The 18717-nt window shown below is 72.1% G+C and carries 15 protein-coding genes and 1 pseudogene; 12 read left to right on the top strand and 4 right to left on the bottom strand.

Annotated elements, in window-relative coordinates:
* Positions 1 to 31: 31 nt before the first annotated feature.
* Positions 32 to 3142, bottom strand: coding sequence for an isoleucine--tRNA ligase (ileS, locus tag VNL12_RS03960; RefSeq protein ID WP_325591692.1), 3111 nt, complete (start codon positions 3140 to 3142; stop codon positions 32 to 34).
* A 142-nt stretch (positions 3143 to 3284) separates the two neighbouring features.
* Between ileS and VNL12_RS03955 the strand changes: the two genes are divergently transcribed.
* The 4 genes from VNL12_RS03955 to VNL12_RS03940 all read left to right on the top strand — a co-directional run bounded on the left by VNL12_RS03955 (position 3285) and on the right by VNL12_RS03940 (position 5618).
* Complete coding sequence (locus VNL12_RS03955) at positions 3285 to 3815, top strand: TraR/DksA family transcriptional regulator (protein ID WP_325591690.1); 531 nt, start codon at positions 3285 to 3287, stop codon at positions 3813 to 3815.
* Positions 3816 to 3888: 73 nt separating this feature from the next.
* The gene (gene lspA, locus VNL12_RS03950) at positions 3889 to 4416 is read left to right on the top strand and encodes a signal peptidase II (protein ID WP_325591688.1); all 528 of its coding nucleotides are present in this window, start codon (positions 3889 to 3891) and stop codon (positions 4414 to 4416) included.
* Complete coding sequence (locus VNL12_RS03945; RefSeq protein ID WP_325591686.1) at positions 4413 to 5342, top strand: RluA family pseudouridine synthase; 930 nt, start codon at positions 4413 to 4415, stop codon at positions 5340 to 5342. Before lspA ends, VNL12_RS03945 begins: the two co-directional genes overlap by 4 nt.
* 15 nt (positions 5343 to 5357) lie before the next feature.
* A complete protein-coding gene (locus VNL12_RS03940; RefSeq protein ID WP_325591684.1) occupies positions 5358 to 5618 on the top strand; it encodes a hypothetical protein in 261 nt (86 codons plus the stop codon).
* Between the two features lie 65 nt (positions 5619 to 5683).
* On the opposite strand, the gene VNL12_RS03935 is transcribed toward VNL12_RS03940, so the two are convergent.
* Positions 5684 to 6127 carry an Rrf2 family transcriptional regulator gene (locus VNL12_RS03935; protein WP_325591682.1) on the bottom strand — a complete coding sequence of 148 codons (444 nt, stop codon included), beginning with the start codon at positions 6125 to 6127 and terminating at the stop codon, positions 5684 to 5686.
* A 125-nt stretch (positions 6128 to 6252) separates the two neighbouring features.
* On the opposite strand from VNL12_RS03935, the gene VNL12_RS03930 reads away from it, so the two are divergent.
* Positions 6253 to 7353, top strand: coding sequence for an alkaline phosphatase family protein (locus VNL12_RS03930; protein ID WP_325591680.1), 1101 nt, complete (start codon positions 6253 to 6255; stop codon positions 7351 to 7353).
* Positions 7354 to 7464: 111 nt separating this feature from the next.
* Positions 7465 to 8034: a proteasome activator gene (locus VNL12_RS03925; protein ID WP_325591678.1), complete on the top strand. Its 570-nt coding sequence runs from the start codon at positions 7465 to 7467 to the stop codon at positions 8032 to 8034.
* A 40-nt stretch (positions 8035 to 8074) separates the two neighbouring features.
* Here VNL12_RS03925 and VNL12_RS03920 read toward each other — a convergent pair whose 3' ends face one another.
* Positions 8075 to 9805, bottom strand: a complete 1731-nt coding sequence (locus tag VNL12_RS03920; RefSeq protein WP_325591676.1) for an HNH endonuclease signature motif containing protein — start codon at positions 9803 to 9805, stop codon at positions 8075 to 8077.
* A gap of 272 nt (positions 9806 to 10077) precedes the next feature.
* Here VNL12_RS03920 and VNL12_RS03915 point away from each other — a divergent pair, with 272 nt between their 5' ends.
* Positions 10078 to 10392, top strand: coding sequence for an isoprenylcysteine carboxylmethyltransferase family protein (locus VNL12_RS03915; protein ID WP_325591674.1), 315 nt, complete (start codon positions 10078 to 10080; stop codon positions 10390 to 10392).
* Positions 10393 to 10488: 96 nt separating this feature from the next.
* Here VNL12_RS03915 and VNL12_RS21150 read toward each other — a convergent pair whose 3' ends face one another.
* Positions 10489 to 11094: an Ig-like domain-containing protein gene (locus tag VNL12_RS21150; RefSeq protein WP_414654842.1), complete on the bottom strand. Its 606-nt coding sequence runs from the start codon at positions 11092 to 11094 to the stop codon at positions 10489 to 10491.
* A gap of 332 nt (positions 11095 to 11426) precedes the next feature.
* Here VNL12_RS21150 and dnaE point away from each other — a divergent pair, with 332 nt between their 5' ends.
* From dnaE to VNL12_RS03890, 5 genes and pseudogenes are all read left to right on the top strand, one after another.
* A complete protein-coding gene (gene dnaE / locus VNL12_RS03910; RefSeq protein ID WP_325591672.1) occupies positions 11427 to 14999 on the top strand; it encodes a DNA polymerase III subunit alpha in 3573 nt (1190 codons plus the stop codon).
* A gap of 57 nt (positions 15000 to 15056) precedes the next feature.
* Positions 15057 to 16520, top strand: coding sequence for a hypothetical protein (locus VNL12_RS03905; RefSeq protein WP_325591670.1), 1464 nt, complete (start codon positions 15057 to 15059; stop codon positions 16518 to 16520).
* Between the two features lie 105 nt (positions 16521 to 16625).
* On the top strand, positions 16626 to 17294 hold the full coding sequence (locus VNL12_RS03900) for a hypothetical protein (RefSeq protein WP_325591668.1): 669 nt from the start codon (positions 16626 to 16628) through the stop codon (positions 17292 to 17294).
* Positions 17295 to 17353: 59 nt separating this feature from the next.
* Positions 17354 to 17971 carry a nitroreductase family protein gene (locus tag VNL12_RS03895; RefSeq protein WP_325591666.1) on the top strand — a complete coding sequence of 206 codons (618 nt, stop codon included), beginning with the start codon at positions 17354 to 17356 and terminating at the stop codon, positions 17969 to 17971.
* A 191-nt stretch (positions 17972 to 18162) separates the two neighbouring features.
* A pseudogene (locus tag VNL12_RS03890) lies at positions 18163 to 18717 on the top strand (hypothetical protein); the annotation flags it as partial.

Genomic DNA, 18717 nt, shown 5'->3' with positions numbered 1-18717 from the left:
GCACCCTGGGCTGACCGACGGGCCCGGGTGCTCAGGCCCGACGGAGCGAGACCCGGCAGGTCAGGCCATCGAGGTCGAGCTCGCGCACCGAGACCCCGGTGGAGGCGTCGCCCTCGTCGGGGCCCACGGCGAGGTCGGTGGCGAGCGTGTCGGACGCGATGCGCCCGGCGTGCGCGGCGGCGGCGGAGGCGACCGACGGGTCACCCTCGAGGCGCAGGGCGATGCGGTCCGAGAGCTGGAGCCCGGCCTCCCTGCGCAGGTCGTTCACGGCCCGGATGAGCTCCCGGGCCACCCCCTCGGCCCGCAGGTCGTCGTCGACGGCGAGGTCGAGGGCCACCGCCCACCCGCCGTCCTCGGCGAGGGCGAAGGACTCGTGGCGCCGGGCCCGCACCTCGACGTCGGTGGCCGTCAGGCGCTCACCCGCGACCTCGATGGAGCCCTCCTCGTCGAGCTGGCGACGCAGCTCGGTGCCGTCGGCGGTGGCCAGGGCCGCCTTGATCGCGGGCAGCTTCGAGCCGAGGCGGGGCCCGAGGGCCCGGAAGTTGGGGATCACGTCCCAGCTCATGAGACCCGAGAGGGTGTCGACCTCCTCGAGCACCTTGACGTTGAGCTCGGCGGCCACCTCGGCGCCCAGCTCGTCGCTGAGGGCTCCCTCCCCGTGCAGCAGCAGAGCGCGAGGCAGCGGTTGGCGCACCTTCACCTTGGCGTCGGTGCGCGCGGCGCGGCCGAGCGCCACCAGGCGACGCGCGGCAGCCATCCCCCCGGCCCGCGCGTCGGCCTCGGCCGTGCGCTCGGGGGCCGTGGGCCAGTCGGCCAGGTGGACCGAGTCGGACCCGGTGAGGGTCCGGTGGATCTCATCGGCGAGGAAGGGGCAGAACGGGGCCAGGAGGCGGGCGGTGACCTCCAGGCAGTGGTGCAGCGTGGCGTGGGCGGTCGGGTCCTCCGCCCCCCAGAAGCGGGGCCGGCTGCGGCGCACGTACCAGTTCGACAGGTCGTCGACGAACGCCGCGATGCGCGTCGAGCCGGTGAGGGCGTCGAAGTCGTCGAGGGCGGTGGTGACGGCGGTGACCGTGGTGTCGAGCTGGCCGAGGACCCACCGGTCGAGGACGTGGTCGGGATCGGGCCGGGCACCGTCACCATCGGGTTCCCACCCGTCGAGGTCCGCGTAGGTGGTGAAGAAGCCGACCACGTTCCAGAGGGTGATGAGCGTCTGGCGGGTGCTCTCACGAATGGCCTCGTCGAAGACCCGCCGCGGGCTCCACGGCTGGCCGGCGGAGAAGAAGTACCAGCGCAGCCCGTCGGCGCCGAAGCGGCCGAAGGCGTCCCACGGGTCGATGACGTTGCCCTTGGACTTCGACATCTTCTTGCCCTCCTCGTCGACGATGTGCCCGAGGCACACGACGTTGCGGTAGGGCGTGGCGTCGAACACCAGCGTGTTGACGGCGAGGAGGCTGTAGAACCAGCCGCGGGTCTGGTCGATGGCCTCGCAGATGAAGTCGGCGGGATACGCGGGAGGCCGGTCGGTCTGGCCGATGTGGTGCTGCTGGGCCGTCGGCATGGCGCCGGAGTCGAACCAGGCGTCGAGCACCGGTGCCAGGCGCCGGGCCGTGCGCTCGCAGCGGGGGCAGGCGAAGGTGACGTCGTCGATGTAGGGCCGGTGCAGGTCGAGCGCCGAGTGATCGTCGCCGGTGAGCTCGGAGAGCTGGGCGACGGTGCCGACGCAGGTGTCGTGACCCTCGGCGCAGCGCCAGATGGGCAGCGGCGTGCCCCAGTAGCGGTCGCGGGAGAGGGCCCAGTCGATGTTGGACTCCAGCCACTTGCCGAAGCGGCCCCGCTTGATGTGGTCGGGGTGCCAGCCGATGCGCTCGTTCTCGCGAAGAAGGGCATCGCGGCGCGCCTCGGTGCGGGCGAACCACGAGGTCTTGGCCCAGTAGATGAGCGGCGTGCCGCACCGCCAGCAGTGGGGGTAGCTGTGCTCGTGGTCCTCGGCCGCCTCCAGCAGGCCGCGGGTCTCGAGCTCGGCCAGGAGGTCGTCGTCCGCGTCCTTGACGAAGCGTCCGGTGAGGGCCGGCACGCTGTGGTCGAAGGCGGCGTCGGCGTCGACCGGGTTGAGCACGGGCAGGTCCTCGTCCCGCCCGATGCGAGCGTCCTCCTCGCCGAAGGCGGGGGCCAGGTGGACGATGCCCGAGCCGTCGTCGGTGGTGACGAAGTCGGCGGCCACGACCCTCTGGCCCCGATCGTCGAGCGCCAGCGCGTCGAACGGCCGCTGGTAGCGCACGCCGACCAGGTCGCTCCCGGCCATGGTGGCGACGACCTCGTCTTCGGGTTGGCGCCGAAGCTGGGCGGCCTGGGCCATGACCAGGTCGGCCCGCTCCGCGTCGGTGCGGACCCGCACGTAGGTGATGTCGGGGCCCACCGCCGCGGCCACGTGGGACACGAGGGTCCACGGCGTCGTCGTCCACACGAGGAGGTCCGCGCCCCGCACCGCGTCGGGTCCGTCGGTGATGGGCAGCCGCACGTAGGCCGAGCGGTCGACGACGTCCTGGTAGCCCTGGGCGACCTCGTGGCTCGAGAGGGCGGTGCCGCAGCGCCCGCAGTACGGGCTGACCCGGTGGCCCTCGTAGAGCAGGTCCGCGTCCCACATCTGCTTGACCAGCCACCAGACCGACTCGATGTAGGAGCTGTCGAGGGTCCAGTAGGCGTCGCGGGTGTCGATCCAGGTGCCCGAGCGGTGGGTGAGCGAGCTCCAATCCTCCACGTAGCGCGTCACCGACTCCCGGCAGCGCTCGTTGAACTGAGCGATGCCGTAGGCCTCGATCTCGTGCTTGGAGTGGAGCCCGAGCTCCTTCTCGACCTCGAGCTCGACGGGCAGGCCGTGGCAGTCCCACCCGCCCTGGCGCGGCACCCGGCGACCGCGCATCGTCTGGAAGCGAGGGTAGAGGTCCTTGAACACCCGGGCCCACACGTGGTGGAGGCCGGGGCGCCCGTTGGCCGTGGGCGGTCCCTCGTAGAAGATCCAGGGCTCGGCGTTCGTCCGCTGGGCCTCGACCCGGGCGGGGAGGTCGTCGTCCCGCCAGCGGGCGAGCACGCGCTCCTCGAGCGCGACGAGGTCCAGCGCGGAGTCGAGGGGTCCGAACGGCATCCGGTCACCTTACGGGGGGACCCTCGGATCGCCCGAGACGGTCCGGGCTCGCCATCGCCACCGCCGGGTGGAGGATGCATCGGGTGGTGGGCGCACTCGCTATGCTGCGGCACCCTTTGACGACGAAGAAGGTAGGAGCCCGATGGCTCGCACCGCGAAGAAGTCAGCTGCCCCGAAGGCGGCTCCGGCGAAGAAGCCCGCCACCAGGACCGCAGCGGCCTCGCCCTCCGCCGCCCGCAAGGCGTCGGGTGCGAAGAAGGCGGCGGCTCGCAAGGCGCCGGTTCCGAAGGCGACCTCGCCCTTCTCGGCCGCGTTCCTGAAGGCCCAGCGCACCGTGCTGCTCGCAGAGCGAGCGACCTACCTGGGCCAGGCCGAGAGCCTGAAGGCCGAGGCCGACTCCCTGGTGGCCGACATCGACCCCGGCGACGTGCAGTTCGACGAGGAGTCCGGTGAGGGCGATTCCCTGGCCATCGAGCGAGACCGCGACCTGGCCCTCTCGGCCCAGGCCCGCCAAGCCGTCGACGAGATCGACCACGCCCTGTCCAAGTTCGGCCTCGGCACCTACGGGGTCTGTGAGATCTCCGGCGACCCCATCCCCGAGGAGCGCCTCGAGGCCATCCCGTGGGCCCGTGAGAGGGTCGAGCACAAGATCGGCGGGCTCGGCCGTCGTTGACCCGCGGTCGACGCCCTCGGTCGCCGCATCCCGGCCGGGTCCGAGGTCAGTTGCAGGCGCACCGGGGGCCGACGTGAGGGGCGTCCCGCGCGCCGGGCTGGTCGGCGGTGTCGCGGCGGTGATCATCGTGGTCGACCAGCTGAGCAAGCACTGGGCGCTGCGCCGCCTGGGCGACTTCTCCACGATCGAGGTCGTCGGGTCGCTGCAGCTCCGGCTCACCTGGAACACGGGCACCGCCTTCAGCCTCGGCGACGACCTCAACCTGGGACCGATCATCGCCGTGCTGGCCCTCCTCGTGGTCGGGTGGCTCCTGTGGTCGGGCCACAGCGCCCGGCGTCCCGGAGCCGTCGCCGCGGGGCTGGTGGCCGGCGGGGCGGTGGGCAACCTCATCGACCGGGCTCTGCGCTCGGGTCCCAACGGGCAGCCCGTCGGGTTCATGGGCGGCGCCGTGGTCGACTTCGTCGACCTCCAGTGGTGGCCGGTGTTCAACGTCGCCGATGCCGGGATCGTCGTGGGCGCCTTCCTCCTCGTGGTCGTCTCGATGTTCGAGCCCCGCACCGACGCGCCGGGCGACGACCCGCCGGCCGGCGACGACGGGTGACGCAGCGCGCCGAGACCGTCCCCTCGGCCCTGGCCGGGCAGCGCATCGATCGCATGGTGGCCCTCGTCGCCGATGTCAGCCGGGCCGAGGCGGTCACGTTGCTCGCCGCCGGTCGGGTGCGCATCGACGGGGCCGTGGCGGCCAAGGTGTCCGAGCGCGTGGCCGAGGGCGCGGTGGTCGAGATCGACCTCCCCGACGCCTCGCCGCCGGACCCCGGCGTCGCCCCCGAACCCGACGTCGCGGTGGCCGTGGTGCTCACCGATGATGCCTTCGTCGTGGTCGACAAGGCGCCGGGGCTGGTCGTGCACCCCGGCGCCGGCCACGGCCACGGCACGCTCGTCGCCGGGCTGCTGGCCCGCTACCCCGAGATCGCCGAGGTGGGGGACCCCGAGCGCCCCGGCATCGTCCACCGCCTCGATCGCGACACCTCGGGGCTGCTCGTCGTGGCCCGCACGCCGGCGGCCTACGACCACCTCGTGGCCCAGCTGGCGGCGCGCACCGTGTCGCGCCACTACCAGGCTCTCATCGTCGGGCGCCCCGATGCGGCCCAGGGCCTGATCGACGCCCCCATCGGGCGCTCACCCCGGCAGCCGACGCTGATGGCCGTGCGCTCCGACGGCAAGGAGGCGCGCACCCGCTACGAGGTGCACGAGCGCTTCGACCGACCCAGTCCGACGGCGCTGGTCACCTGCCGGTTGGAGACCGGCCGCACCCACCAGATCCGGGCGCACATGAAGGCCATCGGCCACCCCGTGGTCGGCGACATCCGTTACGGCGGTGGGCGTTCGGAGGTGAGCTGTCCTCGCACCTTCCTCCACGCCGCCCACCTCGCCTTCGCCCACCCGGTGACGGGCGACCCGGTCACCGCGGACGCACCGCTGCCCGGCGACCTGGCGGCGGTGCTCGCAGCCGTGCGGTCGGCCTGACACCCTCGACCCGCCGTGCGGGTGGCAGTCGAGGCGACGTGGTGTGACGGATGGCATAACCCGGCGGGACGGGGGGCACGCCGTCGATCTCAGCTACCGGCCGAGGTCAGCGACCACCTGGTCGCAGGGGCCGGCGGCAAGGTCATCGTCGGCATCCGCCTCGACGTGCAGAGCGAGGCCCGGGAGCGCGCCGAGCAGAAGATCTGGATCGACGCCCGCTCGATCCACCTCTTCGACCCCGAGACCGGCGCATCTCTGGTGCAGCGCCCCCGCTGACCCCGGCCGTGCTCGCCCTCCACGGTGGCGGGGGCGGCGGGGACGGCGGGGGTGGCCGGGAGCGGTCAGGGGGCCGGCTCGGGCCACTCTGCCTGACCCCGGGTGATGGCGGCCACGTCGGCGAGGGTCCGGGCCTCGAGCAGGGTGCGCATCTGGCGCCCCGCGTCGGCCCACACCGCCAGCAGCACGCACTGGCCCTCGTGGTCGCACGCACCGTTCTGGTGGGGCTCGCCGAAGTCGCCCACCACGATGGGACCGTCGACGGCCGAGACGACCTGGGCCAGGGTGATCTCGGCCGGGTCGCGGGCCAGCACGTAGCCGCCGCCAACGCCGCGCTTCGAGCGCACCACCCCGGCGCCCTTCAGCGCCAGCAGGATCTGCTCCAGGTACGGCTGGGGGAGTCCCGTGCGCTCAGCGATGTCGCGCACCGCAGTGGGCGCTTCCTCGGGGTGCAGAGTGAGCGACAGCAGCGCACGGCACGCGTAGTCGCCCCGGGTCGAGACCTTCACGGACGCCATGGTACGGGCCGGGGCGACCGTGGGGAGCCGCCCGGCAGGCCGCGCTTCGGATCGGCGCCGGTCGACCGATAGGGTCATCAGTCCTCGGGTCCGTCCGGGGAAGGAAGGGGCCATGCGTGGGCGACCACCCCCTCATCCCGGACTACGGCGGGGCCTGCATCGCGAGCCTGGTCCCCGCTCTGCTCGAGCCGGGCGATGTCGCGCCGCCGTGGCTCCCGGCCGCTGCGGCCGAGGCCGACCAGGTCGTGCTGCTCGTCCTCGACGGGTTGGGGTGGGACCAGCTCCAGGCCCGGCGCCACCTGGCGCCCACCCTGGTGGGCATGGCCGGCGGCTCCATCACCAGCGTGTCGCCGTCGACCACCGCCACCGCGCTCACCTCGATCGCCACCGGTTTGGCCCCTGGCGAGCACGGCGTGATCGGCTACCGCGTCGCGGTCGGCGGCGAGGTGCTCAACATCCTGCGCTGGTCGACGGCTCAGGGCGACGCCCGCCGCCACATCGCCCCCGAGCAGTTCCAGACCCACCCCGCCTTCGCCTCCCAGCGTCCCGCCGTGGTCACCAAGGCCGAGTTCGCCTCGTCGGGGTTCAGTGGTGCCCACCTGTGCCAGGTCCGGTTCAACGGGTACCGGGTGCCGTCGACCATGGTCACCGAGGTCGGGCGGCTCCTGCGCGACGGCGAGCCGTTCGTCTACGCCTACTACGACGGCATCGACAAGGTCGCCCACGAGTACGGCCTGGGTGACCACTACGACGCCGAGGTCGCCGCCGTCGACCGCATCGTCGGCGACATCCTCTCGGTGCTGCCCGCCGGTGCCGCCGTCGTCGTGACCGCGGATCACGGTCAGGTGCACGTCGGTGACCGCATCGTGGCCCTCGACCGCGACCTCACCCCTCACATCGCGTTCCAGTCGGGCGAGGGTCGGTTCCGCTGGCTGCACGCGCGCTCCGGGCGGGCCCCGGCCCTGCATGAGGCGGCCATGGCCCACCACGGCGGCGACGCCTGGGTCGTCACCCGCGACGAGACCATCGAGGCGGGCTGGTGGGGCCCCGTCGTCACCGATGCCGCCCGCGCCCGGCTCGGCGATGTCGCCCTCGTGGCCCGTGAGCCGGTGTCGTTCCACGACGACGCCGATACGGGCCCGTTCGTGCTGATCGGCCGCCACGGCTCGCTCACCGAGGACGAGATGCTCGTCCCCTGCCTCGTCGGCCCCGCCTGACCGAGCGGCTCGGTTCTGCGGGGCCCTGGGCTGGTGCCGGACCCGGACGGTCATGAGGGGGCTCCGACCTCGTACCCTCACCAGTCCCGACCCGTTCCAGGAGCACCCCAGATGTCCGACGCCGAGCCGACCCCGACCGCCATGCCCGGCGCCGCCGATCCTGCGGTGCAGGGTGAGCTGATCGACCCGAGCGGGGGCGACGGCGAGGGCACGGCGGAGCGCCGAGAGGCGGTCGAGGAGCCGGCCAAGCTCATGCGGATCGGCTCGATGATCAAGCAGCTGCTCGAGGAGGTGCGCAGCGCCGATCTCGACGACGCCGCCCGGGTGCGGCTCAAGGAGATCTACGAGACCTCCCTCGTCGAGCTGGGGTCATCGCTCTCGGAGGACCTGCGGGCCGAGCTCGACCGGGTGGCCATCCCCTTCGGCGACGGTGACGGGCCCCCGTCCGACCCCGAGCTCCGCGTGGCCCAGGCCCAGCTGGTGGGCTGGCTGGAGGGCCTGTTCCACGGCATCCAGGCGTCGCTGTTCGCCCAGCAGATGGCGGCCCGCTCCCAGCTCGAGGACATGCGTCGCCAGCTCCCGCCCGGTGCCGACCCCGGCGGCCCTGTTGGGCCCGGTGGGCCCGGAAGCCAAGGCCGTCCCGGTGGACTCGGCGAGCCCGGCGGCGGCACCTACCTGTAGCTCCACTTGCCGGGCCCGGGCTCGTCCTGGCTCGCCCTGCTCAGCGGTGGAGGGTCGCCGTCCGCGATGGGCTACGGGTGCGTCTGTGCCGGGCGTCTGCGTTGGCGATGAGGGCCTCGGCGCGACGTCGGGTGAGGTGGTGGGTGTGGGCCCGTTCGGCGGGGGTGTCGTCGGGGTCGCCGGTGGTGGTCGGGTCGGGGGGTGGTCGTGGACCGACGAGCGGGGGCCGGGCGCGGAGGGACGGGGTGAGGGGTGCGGTGTCGGTGCGAGCGGTGGTGAGGGTGCCGTCGCGGCTGCGGGTCATGGTGAAGGCACCGGTGTGGATGAGTCCGTGGTGGTGGCGGCAGAGCAAGACCAGGTTGATGAGGTCGGTGCGACCGCCGTGCTCCCACCAGGTGAGGTGGTGCGCAATGCAATACTCGGGGGCGACCGCGCAGCCGGGGAACTGGCAGCCGCCGTCTCGGACGCGCAGGGCCCGGCGCTGGGCCCGGTTGGCGATGCGGATCTTGCGGCCCATGTTGAGCTGGTCTGCGCCCTCGCCCACGTAGATGGGGACGACGGTGCCCTCGCAGGCCAGCCGACCGAGGGTGGCGGGGGAAACGGGCCCGACGCGGGACAGCTCAGAGAGCATCAGGGGGTAGGGGGTGAGGGGGTCGAGGTCGACGAGTGGGTCATCGTCGGCAGGGGCCGCAGTTATGTTGCCGATGTCGGGTGGCAGGTCCCACGGCGGCAGGGTCGGCCGGGCGGCACCGTCATCGGGTCCGGTCGGTTCGGCGTCGGGACTCGCCTCTGCGCCGGAGCGGCCGGTGGTGCCATGACCACTGGCGGGCCATGTTGGGTGGGTCTCGTCGGCGGCATCCGGGTTGTTGGAGTGCTCGGGGGCTGGGGGTTCCCGATCGCGCTCGCACCCTGGTCCGGCGCGGTGGGCGCCCGGGGTGGCGCCGGGCGGCTCGGAGAGGGCGGGCATGGTGGCGAGGGCCAGGATCAACGGGTGGGCGGTGCCGTCGTCGTCTCCGCCACGGGTGCCGCGGCGGACGAGCTCGACGAGGGCGTCGGCCCGGCGTTCGGCGGCGGTGAGCTCGTCATCCGCGGTGAACACCTTGGCGCGCCACATCGCGTCGATCTCGGTGTCGATGGCGGTGGCGAGGATCTCGCCGTCCTCGGCGGAGAGGTCGAGGTCTCCGGCCCAGCGGTCTCCGACCGGCGAGAGGTGGGCCCGGGAGTGGCCCTCGCCCCCGTTGGGCTCAGGGCCGTCGGGGTCGTTGAGGCCCAACCGTTCGCGGGTGGTCTGGACCCAGCGGGCCAGGTACCGGTGCCCGGCGGCGAGGGTCGCGGCGGCGACCTCGTCGACCAGGACCGCCTCGCAGATGTCGAAGACCTCTTCGAGGCCGGGTCGGCGGGCCTTGAGCAGGGCGCGGACCTGGGCGTGGGTGAGGCGCCCGGCGCGCGCCGCGGCGGCGATGTGGGGGTGGCCGCGCAGGTCGCGAGCCACGACGGTCTCGGCCCGGGCCTGGCCGTGAGAGATGCCGGCGCGAGCGGTGACCCACCCCGCCGCGTTGCGGGCCCCGTCGGCGGCCCAGACGGTGCGGGCGTCGAAGCAGTCGAGGAGGGAAACGGTGGCGGCGTCGAGGCGGGCCCGCATGACCTGGGCGGCGAGGAGCCGCTCAGTGAGCTCGGCATCGGTCAGGGTGGCGGCATCGACGCTGACGAACGCCTCGAAGTCGTCGCCCTCGGTTGTCGGAACGGGAGGCCCGGGGGCCACTGCGATCATGGGAACAACTGTACCCCAAGGGTGTGACAGTGAAGGATGATCGCGCGCCTCGCCGATCGTCACGACGGCCTGAACCGACCATCACGGCGCGCGACCATCGCCGGGCGCGAGGCTCGGGATCGAGGTGGAGGAGATCGTGCCCGACGCGACCGAGGAACGAACCAACCGAACACGGCAACAGCCGCTCGCCACCAACGTCGACCCCTAACCCCATGCCGGCGAACGCAGACACTTCTCTTCCATGAGGCCATCGCTGATCGCCGCGGTTTGGTGTGGCTGGATCGTCGTGGCGGCGGGCACCGGGTATCTTCATCAGAAGCGTCGCCATCAGTCCGAGCCACCGGGTCGTCGCTGCCGGACCGTACCGATACGTCCGTCACCCCGGCTACGCCGGTGCATTGCTCTCGCTCGTCGGCCTCGCGCTGACGCTCTGGAACTGGGTCAGTGTCCTGATCATGGTGATGGGGTGCCTGCTTGCGTACATCCCCCGCATCAAGGCTGAGGAAGCTGCGCTCGAGGAGAGCCTCGATGGGCCCTACCGCGAGTTCGAGCGTACGCGGCAGCGCCTGATCCCCGGCATCTGGTAGACACCGCTCGCGTCCCCCCATCGACGGCCGTCCGACCCGGGGCCGGCGGCCAGGGTGGCGCCGGCGACCTCGTCGACCAGGACCGCCTCGCAGAGGTCAGTGAAGGATCATCCTGCGTCGCCGTGGACGGCTCGTCGGTGAGCTCGCCGATCGCCAGCCGCTCCTCCTCGCTCGTGCTCGCGCCGAACCCGCCGCCGGCCGTGTTCTGTACCCACACCGCCTCGCCCGCGGCATAGGTGCCGCGCTGAAAGGCTCAGCCCACGTGATCGAGGTCTGGGTGACGGCCGTGATGACGTGCGAGTCGTGGGTCCCGGTGCCGGAGCCCATCACGATCGTGTCGCCGACCTCGATCCCGGTCGTGCCGGCGACGGCGCACGTCGTCGCACGGGCCGGGCATGGTTCGGTCAGGGTGGTGCGTGCGGGTGAGCCGTCGGCGCTCGTGTCAGCGGTGAGGTCCGGCAGGTACGCGGCCGTGATCGTGTGCGGGCCCCGGCTCAGGTCGCTCGTCGTGAGGCTCGCCTCGCCGGCGGCATCGAGCGGCATGGGTCCGCCCAGTGGCCGGCCACCGTCTCGGAACTGAACGGTGCCGGTGGGCACCCAGGACCGATCCTCGGCGGTGACGGTGGCAGTGAGCTCCACCGGCCGTCCGGGTCGCTGCGTCGCCGCGTCGCTGGTGACGCTCGTCGAGGTGTCAGCGCACATCGGGACGAGCTGGTCCAGCTCCCCGATGGCGTCGGCCCACGCGTACTCGCAGTTGTCGGAGAAGTAGTAGTAGCGCCGGTCCGCATCACGCTGATGCCGGCGTCTTGCGAGCGATGGGTGCGCTCGAAGGGCTCTGGGCGGACCTCCGTCCGAGCTTTCCGTCCTGGTGACGGCCAGAACGACCGGACCCGGGTGACCGCGCAGGGGCGCGTGGTACCGTCCGAATCACAGCCGTGTCATTCGTCCACAGGTGTGGAGAACTTCTGTGGACGATGCTGTGGACCCAGCGTGACCCCCCGGGGTCGCGTTGCACCCTGGTCCGAGGAGGAGACGTGGGCGACTCGTTCACCCACCTGCACACGCACACCGAGTACTCGATGCTCGACGGCGCGTCGCGCATCGACCAGATCGTGGCCGCCGCCGCGGCCGACGGGCAACCCGCTCTCGGCATCACCGACCACGGCAACATGTACGGGGTCCTGCCCTTCTACAAGGCGTGCCGGGCCCAGGGCATCACGCCGGTGCTCGGCTTCGAGGCCTACATGGCCCACGAGCACCGCACCGAGCGCATCTTGACCCGGGGCAAGGTCGACGACACCGGCGGCGAGGGCGACGGCGGCAAGAAGGCGTACTACCACCTGACCCTGTTGGCCGAGAGCAACGTCGGCTACCGCAATCTGATCCAGCTCTCGTCCCGGGCGTTCATGGAGGGCTACTACCGCAAGCCCAAGGTCGATTGGGAGACCCTGGCGGACCACTCCGAGGGCGTCATCGCCACCACCGGCTGCCTCGGCGGCCACGTCCTGCAGTCGCTGCTCGCCGGCGACCCCAAGACGGCGCTGATGAAGGCGGCCCGGCTCCAGGAGATCTTCGGGCGCGACAACCTCTTCGTCGAGCTGCAGGACCACGGCATCCCCGAGCAGCACCGCACCAACCCGATGCTGATCGACATCGCCAAGCGCCTCGGCGCACCGTTGCTGGCCACCAACGACAGCCACTACACCCACGCTCATGAGGCCGAGGGCCATGACGCCCTGCTGTGCGTGCAGACCGGCGCCCTGATCTCCCAGAGCGAGCACGAGCGCCTCAAGTTCAAGGGGTCGGGGCACTACCTGAAGTCCGCGGCCGAGATGCGGCACCTGTTCCGCGAGGTCGATGTCGCCTGCGACAACACGCTCTGGGTCGCCGAGCGGGCGGATGTGAACATCGAGTTCGGCGGCTCGAAGCTGCCCAGCTTCCCGTTGCCGGAGGGCGTCACCACCGACACCGACCACCTGCGCGACCTCACGTTCGCCGGCGCCCGCGAGCGGTGGGGCGACGACCTGCCCGACACGGTCGTCGACCGCCTGGCCTATGAGCTCAAGGTCATCGACGACATGGGCTTCTCGGCCTACTTCCTCATCACCTGGGACCTCATCAAGCACGCCCGCGACCTCAACATCCGCGTCGGGCCCGGGCGGGGGAGCGCGGCGGGGTGCGCGGTGGCCTACTGCCTTCGCATCACCGACCTCGACCCGATCAAGTACGACCTGCTCTTCGAGCGCTTCCTCAACCCGAGTCGCGGCTCGATGCCCGACATCGACATGGACTTCGACTCCCGGTACCGAGACGAGATGATCCGCTACGCGGCCGAGCGCTACGGCCGTGACCACGTCGCCCAGATCGTCACCTTCTCCACCATCAAGGCGCGCGCCGCGGTGCGCGACGCAGCGCGCGTGCTCGGTCTGCCCTACGTCGTCGGCGACAAGGTGGCCAAGGCCATGCCACCGCTCGTGATGGGACGCGACACCCCCCTCTACGCCTGCCTGGAGCAGCACCCCACGTTCGTCGACGGCTACCAGCGGGCCACCGAGCTGCGCACGATGTACGAGGCCGATCCCGACGTGGCCCGGGTCGTCGACGTGGCCAAGGGCCTCGAGGGGCTGCGTCGCCAGGACGGCATCCACGCCGCCGCGGTGGTCATCACCGACGCACCCCTCACCGACTACCTCCCGATCCAGCGCAAGCCCGTCGCCGGCCAGGACGTCGAGGACGCCCCGGTCGTCACCCAGTACGAGATGGGCAACGTCGAGGAGCTCGGCCTGTTGAAGATGGACTTCCTGGGGCTGCGGAACCTCGACGTCATCACCGACGCCCTCGCCATGATCAAGGACTTCCGCCAGGTCGATGTCGACATCGACGACCCGCCGCTCGACGACGAGGCGACCTTCGAGATGCTCCGCCGGGGCGACTCCATCGGCGTGTTCCAGATGGAGGGCGGCGGCCTGCGCCAGCTGCTCCGTTTGCTCGCGCCCACCACCTTCGGCGACATCTGCGCCCTCGTCGCCCTCTACCGCCCGGGCCCGATGGGCGTGAACATGCACATCGACTACGCCGATCGCAAGAACGAGCGCAAACCCGTCGAGTACTTCCACCCCGACGCCAAGGAGCTCCTCGCCGACACCTACGGGTTGATGATCTACCAGGAGTCGGTGATGCGGGTGTCTCAGCAGTTCGCCGGCTACTCGCTCGCCGATGCCGACAACCTCCGCAAGGCCTGCGGCAAGAAGAACCGCGAGATCATGGCCCGTGAGCGCTCGAAGTTCGTCGACGGGTGCGAGAGCGCAGGGTACGGCGCGGCACTCGGCACCGAGCTGTTCGACATCATCGAGAACTTCGCCGACTACGCCTTCAACAAGTCGCACTCCTTCGGCTACGGACTGGTGGCGTTCCAGACCGCCTACCTCAAGGCGAACTACCGCATCGAGTACTTCGCGGCCCTGCTCACCAGCGTCAAGGCCAACCTCGACAAGGCCGCGATCTACCTCAACGAGTGCCGCATCTCGAACATCAAGGTGCTCGTGGCCGACGTGAACCGCTCGCAGTCGAACTTCGGGCCGGCCCGCCTCGACGACGGCACCGAGGTCATCCCCTTCGGCCTCTCGGCGGTGCGCAACGTCGGCACCGCGCTGGTGGGCGCCCTCATCGCCGAGCGCGACGCCCACGGTCCGTTCCGCGACGTGTTCGACTTCTGCGATCGGGTCCCGCTGCCGGTGCTCAACAAGCGCGCCATCGAGTCGCTGATCAAGGCCGGAGGGTTCGACTCGCTCGGCCACCCCCGCAAGGGTCTGCTCCAGGTCTTCGAGCCCATCGTCGACATGACGATGGCGCGCCGACGCCAGGAGGACCAGGGCGTGATGTCGCTCTTCGACGATGCGCCGAGCGGCGGCGCCGCCTTCGACGACCGCCCCCCGATCCCCGAGGTCGAGTTCGACAAGACCGAGAAGCTCCGCTTCGAGAAGGAGATGCTCGGCCTCTACGTGTCGGACCACCCGATCATGGGGCTCGAGGAGGCCCTGCGGCGCCGAGCCACGCACTCCATCGCGGACCTGGCCGAGCTGGCCGAGCAACCGTCCCCCGAGGGCCGCGACGGCCGAGACCGGGTGCTGACCGTCGGCGGGGTCATCACCGGGCTCCAGCACAAGTTCACCCGGGCCAACGCCCGCATGGCCGTCTTCGTGCTCGAGGACCTCCTAGGCTCGGTCGAGGTCACCGTGTTCCCCCGCACGTTCGAGACCATCGGTCACGTGCTGGCCGACGACCTCGTGGTCACGGTCAGGGCCCGGCTCGACACCAAGGACGACCAGCCCAAGCTGATGGCCATGGACGTGTCGCCCTGCGAGGACCTCTCGGGCGCGCCGCCCCTGCGCCTCCGGGTGCCCCCGCACCAGCTCTCCGACCAGCGGGTGAAGGACCTCAAGGACGTGCTGGTGAAGTTTCCCGGTGAGTCCAAGGTGTACCTCCACGTGGGTGAGCAGGTCGTGCGGCTGCCCGACGCGTGGTCGGTCGAGCGGGGCAGCGGCCTCGTCTCGGAGCTGCGCGCCATCTTCGGGGCCGACTGCCTCGTCTCGGACCGCGCCGCCTAGCCATCGGGCGCCCCCTGAGCCCCCCGACCGGTTCGTCACCGGTAGGGTCCGGCGTCCATGGCTCAGGGGTGGGAGGACGCAGCGAGCGCGGCGGGGGTCAGTTCGCGCCGTCGCTTCTTGACCGGCGGAACCGCCGTCGGTGCCGCCGCCCTCTGGTCCCGAATCGCCACCTCGGGTGCGCCCTCGGCGCCCCCCGCGCCGCGCCCACGCCCCGCGGCACGGCAGAGCTTCGCTGCGCCGCGGCCCGCGGACGTCACCCTCGTCGATGCCGGTGGGTGGTGCTGGTTCACCGAGGCCCGCACCCTGATCACCCCGGCCGGGCGCCTCTACGCCGGCAGCGTCGCCCACGGCACGGGGACGAGCCGCGACGGCGCGGTCGAGGTGACGAGCGTCGATGTCCGCGGCGGGCTCCACCCCCTGCGCCCGGTCCGTCGGTCGACCATCGGGCACCACGCCCCCAACGACCACACCAACCCCGGGCTCGAGGTCACCTCCGATGGTGGGGTGCTGGCAATGTGGTCGGGCCACGTCGAGGACCTCCTCCTGCGTCGCGCCCGCGACCCGAAGGGGACCGGGGTGTTCGGCGCGCTGGCGCCGATCGAGCGGCCCCTCGCCGGGCGGTCGCCGGGGCGGGCGGTGGCCTACGGCAGCGTGCACCGCCTGGCCGCCCTCGGCGTGACGATCGTGGCCTACCGCGGCGAGCAGTACTCGTGGAACCTCATGCGCTCCCCTGACGACGGCCTCACCTGGGAGCCCCTCGGCCTGCTGCTGGTGCCACCGTCGGTGGGACAGCGCCCCTACGCCAAGTTCGCGTCCGACGGGCGGCGGCTCTGGTTCGCGTGCACCGAGGGCCATCCGCGCACCGTCCAACCGACGAACATCCGGGTGGGGATGGTCGACGCCGACGGTTCCGTCACCGACGCGTCCGACACGCACCTGGGCCGAACCGGCTCCGGGGTCCCGGTCGCCGCGGTGCCCCTGGCGTTCCGCACCCCGGCTCGAGCTGCCGCCTGGATCAGCGAGATCCGGATCATCGACGGGGCTCCGGTGGTCTCGGTGTCGCTCCGGGGGGCGAGGGTGGACGACGCGGCGGGCGCGTGGCCCCACGACCACCTGCGGGTGGTCCGGGACCGCGATGGCGGCTGGATCCACGAGCTGGTGGCCCACGGCGGCGGGGAGCTGGGCGCCAACCCGATCGAACGCGACTACAGCGGCCTGGCCGCCCTCGACCCGTCCACCCCCGACCGCGTGGTGGTCGCGACCAACGTCCAGCCCCGGACGGGGGAGCCGCTGCGGTCACGGGCCGACGGTCGGGTGCACCTCGAGCTGTGGCAGATGGACCGGCGCTCCGACGGTTCCGCCCAGTGGGTCGCGACCGCCCTCACCACCGACAGCCGGGAGGACAACATGCGCCCCCACATCGCGGTGCGCAACGGCCTGAAGGTCCTGTCGTGGATGCGGGGCCGCTACCACAGCCCCAACCGCTTCGCGACGCGGATCGTGGTCCGCCAGGCCTCCTGAGCGGCGGCGACCGGCCTCGGCGGCGGAGCCGAGTTGCGTCGGGACGGCTGGGCGACTGGACTTGTCGGGCCCACCCAGCCCGCTCCCGGAGGGTTTGAAGACCGAATGGCCATCGAGGTCGACACCAAGGATTGCACCGCACTCTCCGACGCAGAGCTGGCCGAGATGGCCGACCTGTGCGCGGCGGGGCCACGCCCCTATGAGGCGGGCCTGCTGTCGAAGCTGGTCGAGGACTGGGTCCTCGTCACCCTCGCCCGCGACAGCGCCCGGATCAAGGGCTTCTCGTTCTGCACCCTCGAGCGCATCGGCGGCACACCCAGCGTGCTCATCGGGCTGGCATCGATCAAGCGCACGGCCAAGCGCGACACGGTGCTCCGCCAGATGATGACCGACCAGCTGCGGCGCGCCGTGCTGGCCTTCCCCGATGAGGACGTGCTCGTCGGCACCCGGATGGCGACCGCCTCGGGCTTCGAGGCCTTCCGGGCCCTCACCGACATCGTGCCCCGCCCCGACTACATCGCCACCGGCGAGGAGCGGGCATGGGGTCGCCGCCTGGCCAAGCGCTTCGGCGTGCCCACCGGCACCTACGACGAGCGGACCTTCAAGGTCACGGGCGGAGAGATCCCCGCCCTGGTGTTCGACCACGACAGCGCCAAGCCCCAGACCATCCCCGCCGATGTCGTCGCCCTCTTCGACGACATCGACGAGGACGCGGGCGACGCCCTCGTCGGCTTCGGCTGGGCCCTCGCCGACGACCTCGTCAAGCTGCTCTAGGCCTCTCGCCGACCCCGGTCGCGCTGCCCGGGGAGCCTGAGAGGTCGAGCGGACGGGCCATGGAGCTTTCCGACGCACTCCGCCGGCGCCGCATGGTGCGGTCCTTCGGGCCTGATCGGGTCGAGCCCGCGCTGCTCGACAGCCTCCTCGACGCCGCCCGGCGGGCGCCCTCTGCGGGCCGGACCGAGGCCACCCGCTTCCTGGTGCTCGACACCCCCGAGGCCGTGGCCGGCTACTGGGACCTGACCCTGGCGCCGGCCCGCCGGGTCTCGTTCTCCTGGCCGGGCCTCCTGGTCGCGCCGGTGTTGGTCGTGGTGCTGGTCGACCCTGCGGCCTATGTCGCCCGCTACGCCGAGGCCGACAAGGTGGCGACCGGGCTCGGGGCGGGGCTCGACGCCTGGAGCGTGCCGTACTGGTGGGTCGATGCGGGCGCGGTGGTGCAGAACCTGCTGCTGGGGGCGGTCGACGCGGGCCTGGGCGCCTGCCTGTTCGGCCTCTTCGCAGCCGAGGATGCGGTGCTGGCGGCCCACGGGGTGCCCGGCGGGTGGCGGGCGGTGGGCACCGTTGCCCTCGGCCATCGGGCCCCGGATCGCGCCGGCCGCTCGGCGGGTCGGCCCCGGCCCCCGTTGGGCGAGGTGGTCCACCGCGGCCGATGGGATCAGCCGCCAAACGGCTGAAACATTGCCAATGGATGACATGTAAACGCCTGTGACCAGGGAACCTAGGCAGCGTGCCCCATTTCACGTTGCGATAAGGTTACGAACGACCGATCAAAGGACCACACTTGCCCTTCTGCCCGGTCGCTCGTGAGCCGTTTCACGTGAAGGCGGCCGGGTCGACCTGAACCCGATTGAAGGAGCTGTCCTGCATGGACACATCCACGAAGGGCCGCTCGTCCGAGCGACCGCCGAGTCCCCAGGCGCCCGAGGGCGCCCGGTCCCGCCGCCGCCGGCGGGTCCGAGCCACCGCCGGCGCCGCCGTGCTGACCGTCGCCCTGGCCTCTGCCTTCGGGCCGACGGCCACCGAGGAGCACCGGACGCCCGACACGGGTGTTCAGCCGATCGCCGCCGTCCGCGATGTGACCGACCGCGATGCGACCGAGCGCGAGGCGCCCGTCGGGAACGTCGCCGTTGACCGCCCGGTCCCCGTCAACCTGCGCTCCGCCATGACGCGCCGGGAACCGACTGAGGCCGACAAGCAGAAGTTCTATCGGAACCTGGCCGAGAGCGCCGCCCGTGAGGAGGCCGCCCGCGAGGAGGCTGCTCGTGAGGAAGCCGCCCGCGAGGAGGCTGCTCGTGAGGAAGCCGCCCGCGAGGAGGCTGCTCGTGGGGAGGCTGCTCGTCAGGCGGCCGCCCACGAGGCGGAAGAGGCCGCTCCTCCTCCTCCTCCTCCTCCTCCCCCCCCCCCCCCCCCCCCCCCCCCC

It is taken from the genome of Iamia sp. (genome assembly GCF_035575815.1).
Taxonomy (GTDB): Bacteria; Actinomycetota; Acidimicrobiia; order Acidimicrobiales; family Iamiaceae; genus Iamia.
Note: the sequence above shows the minus strand (reverse complement) of the source record. Positions and strands in the feature narration are given on the sequence as shown.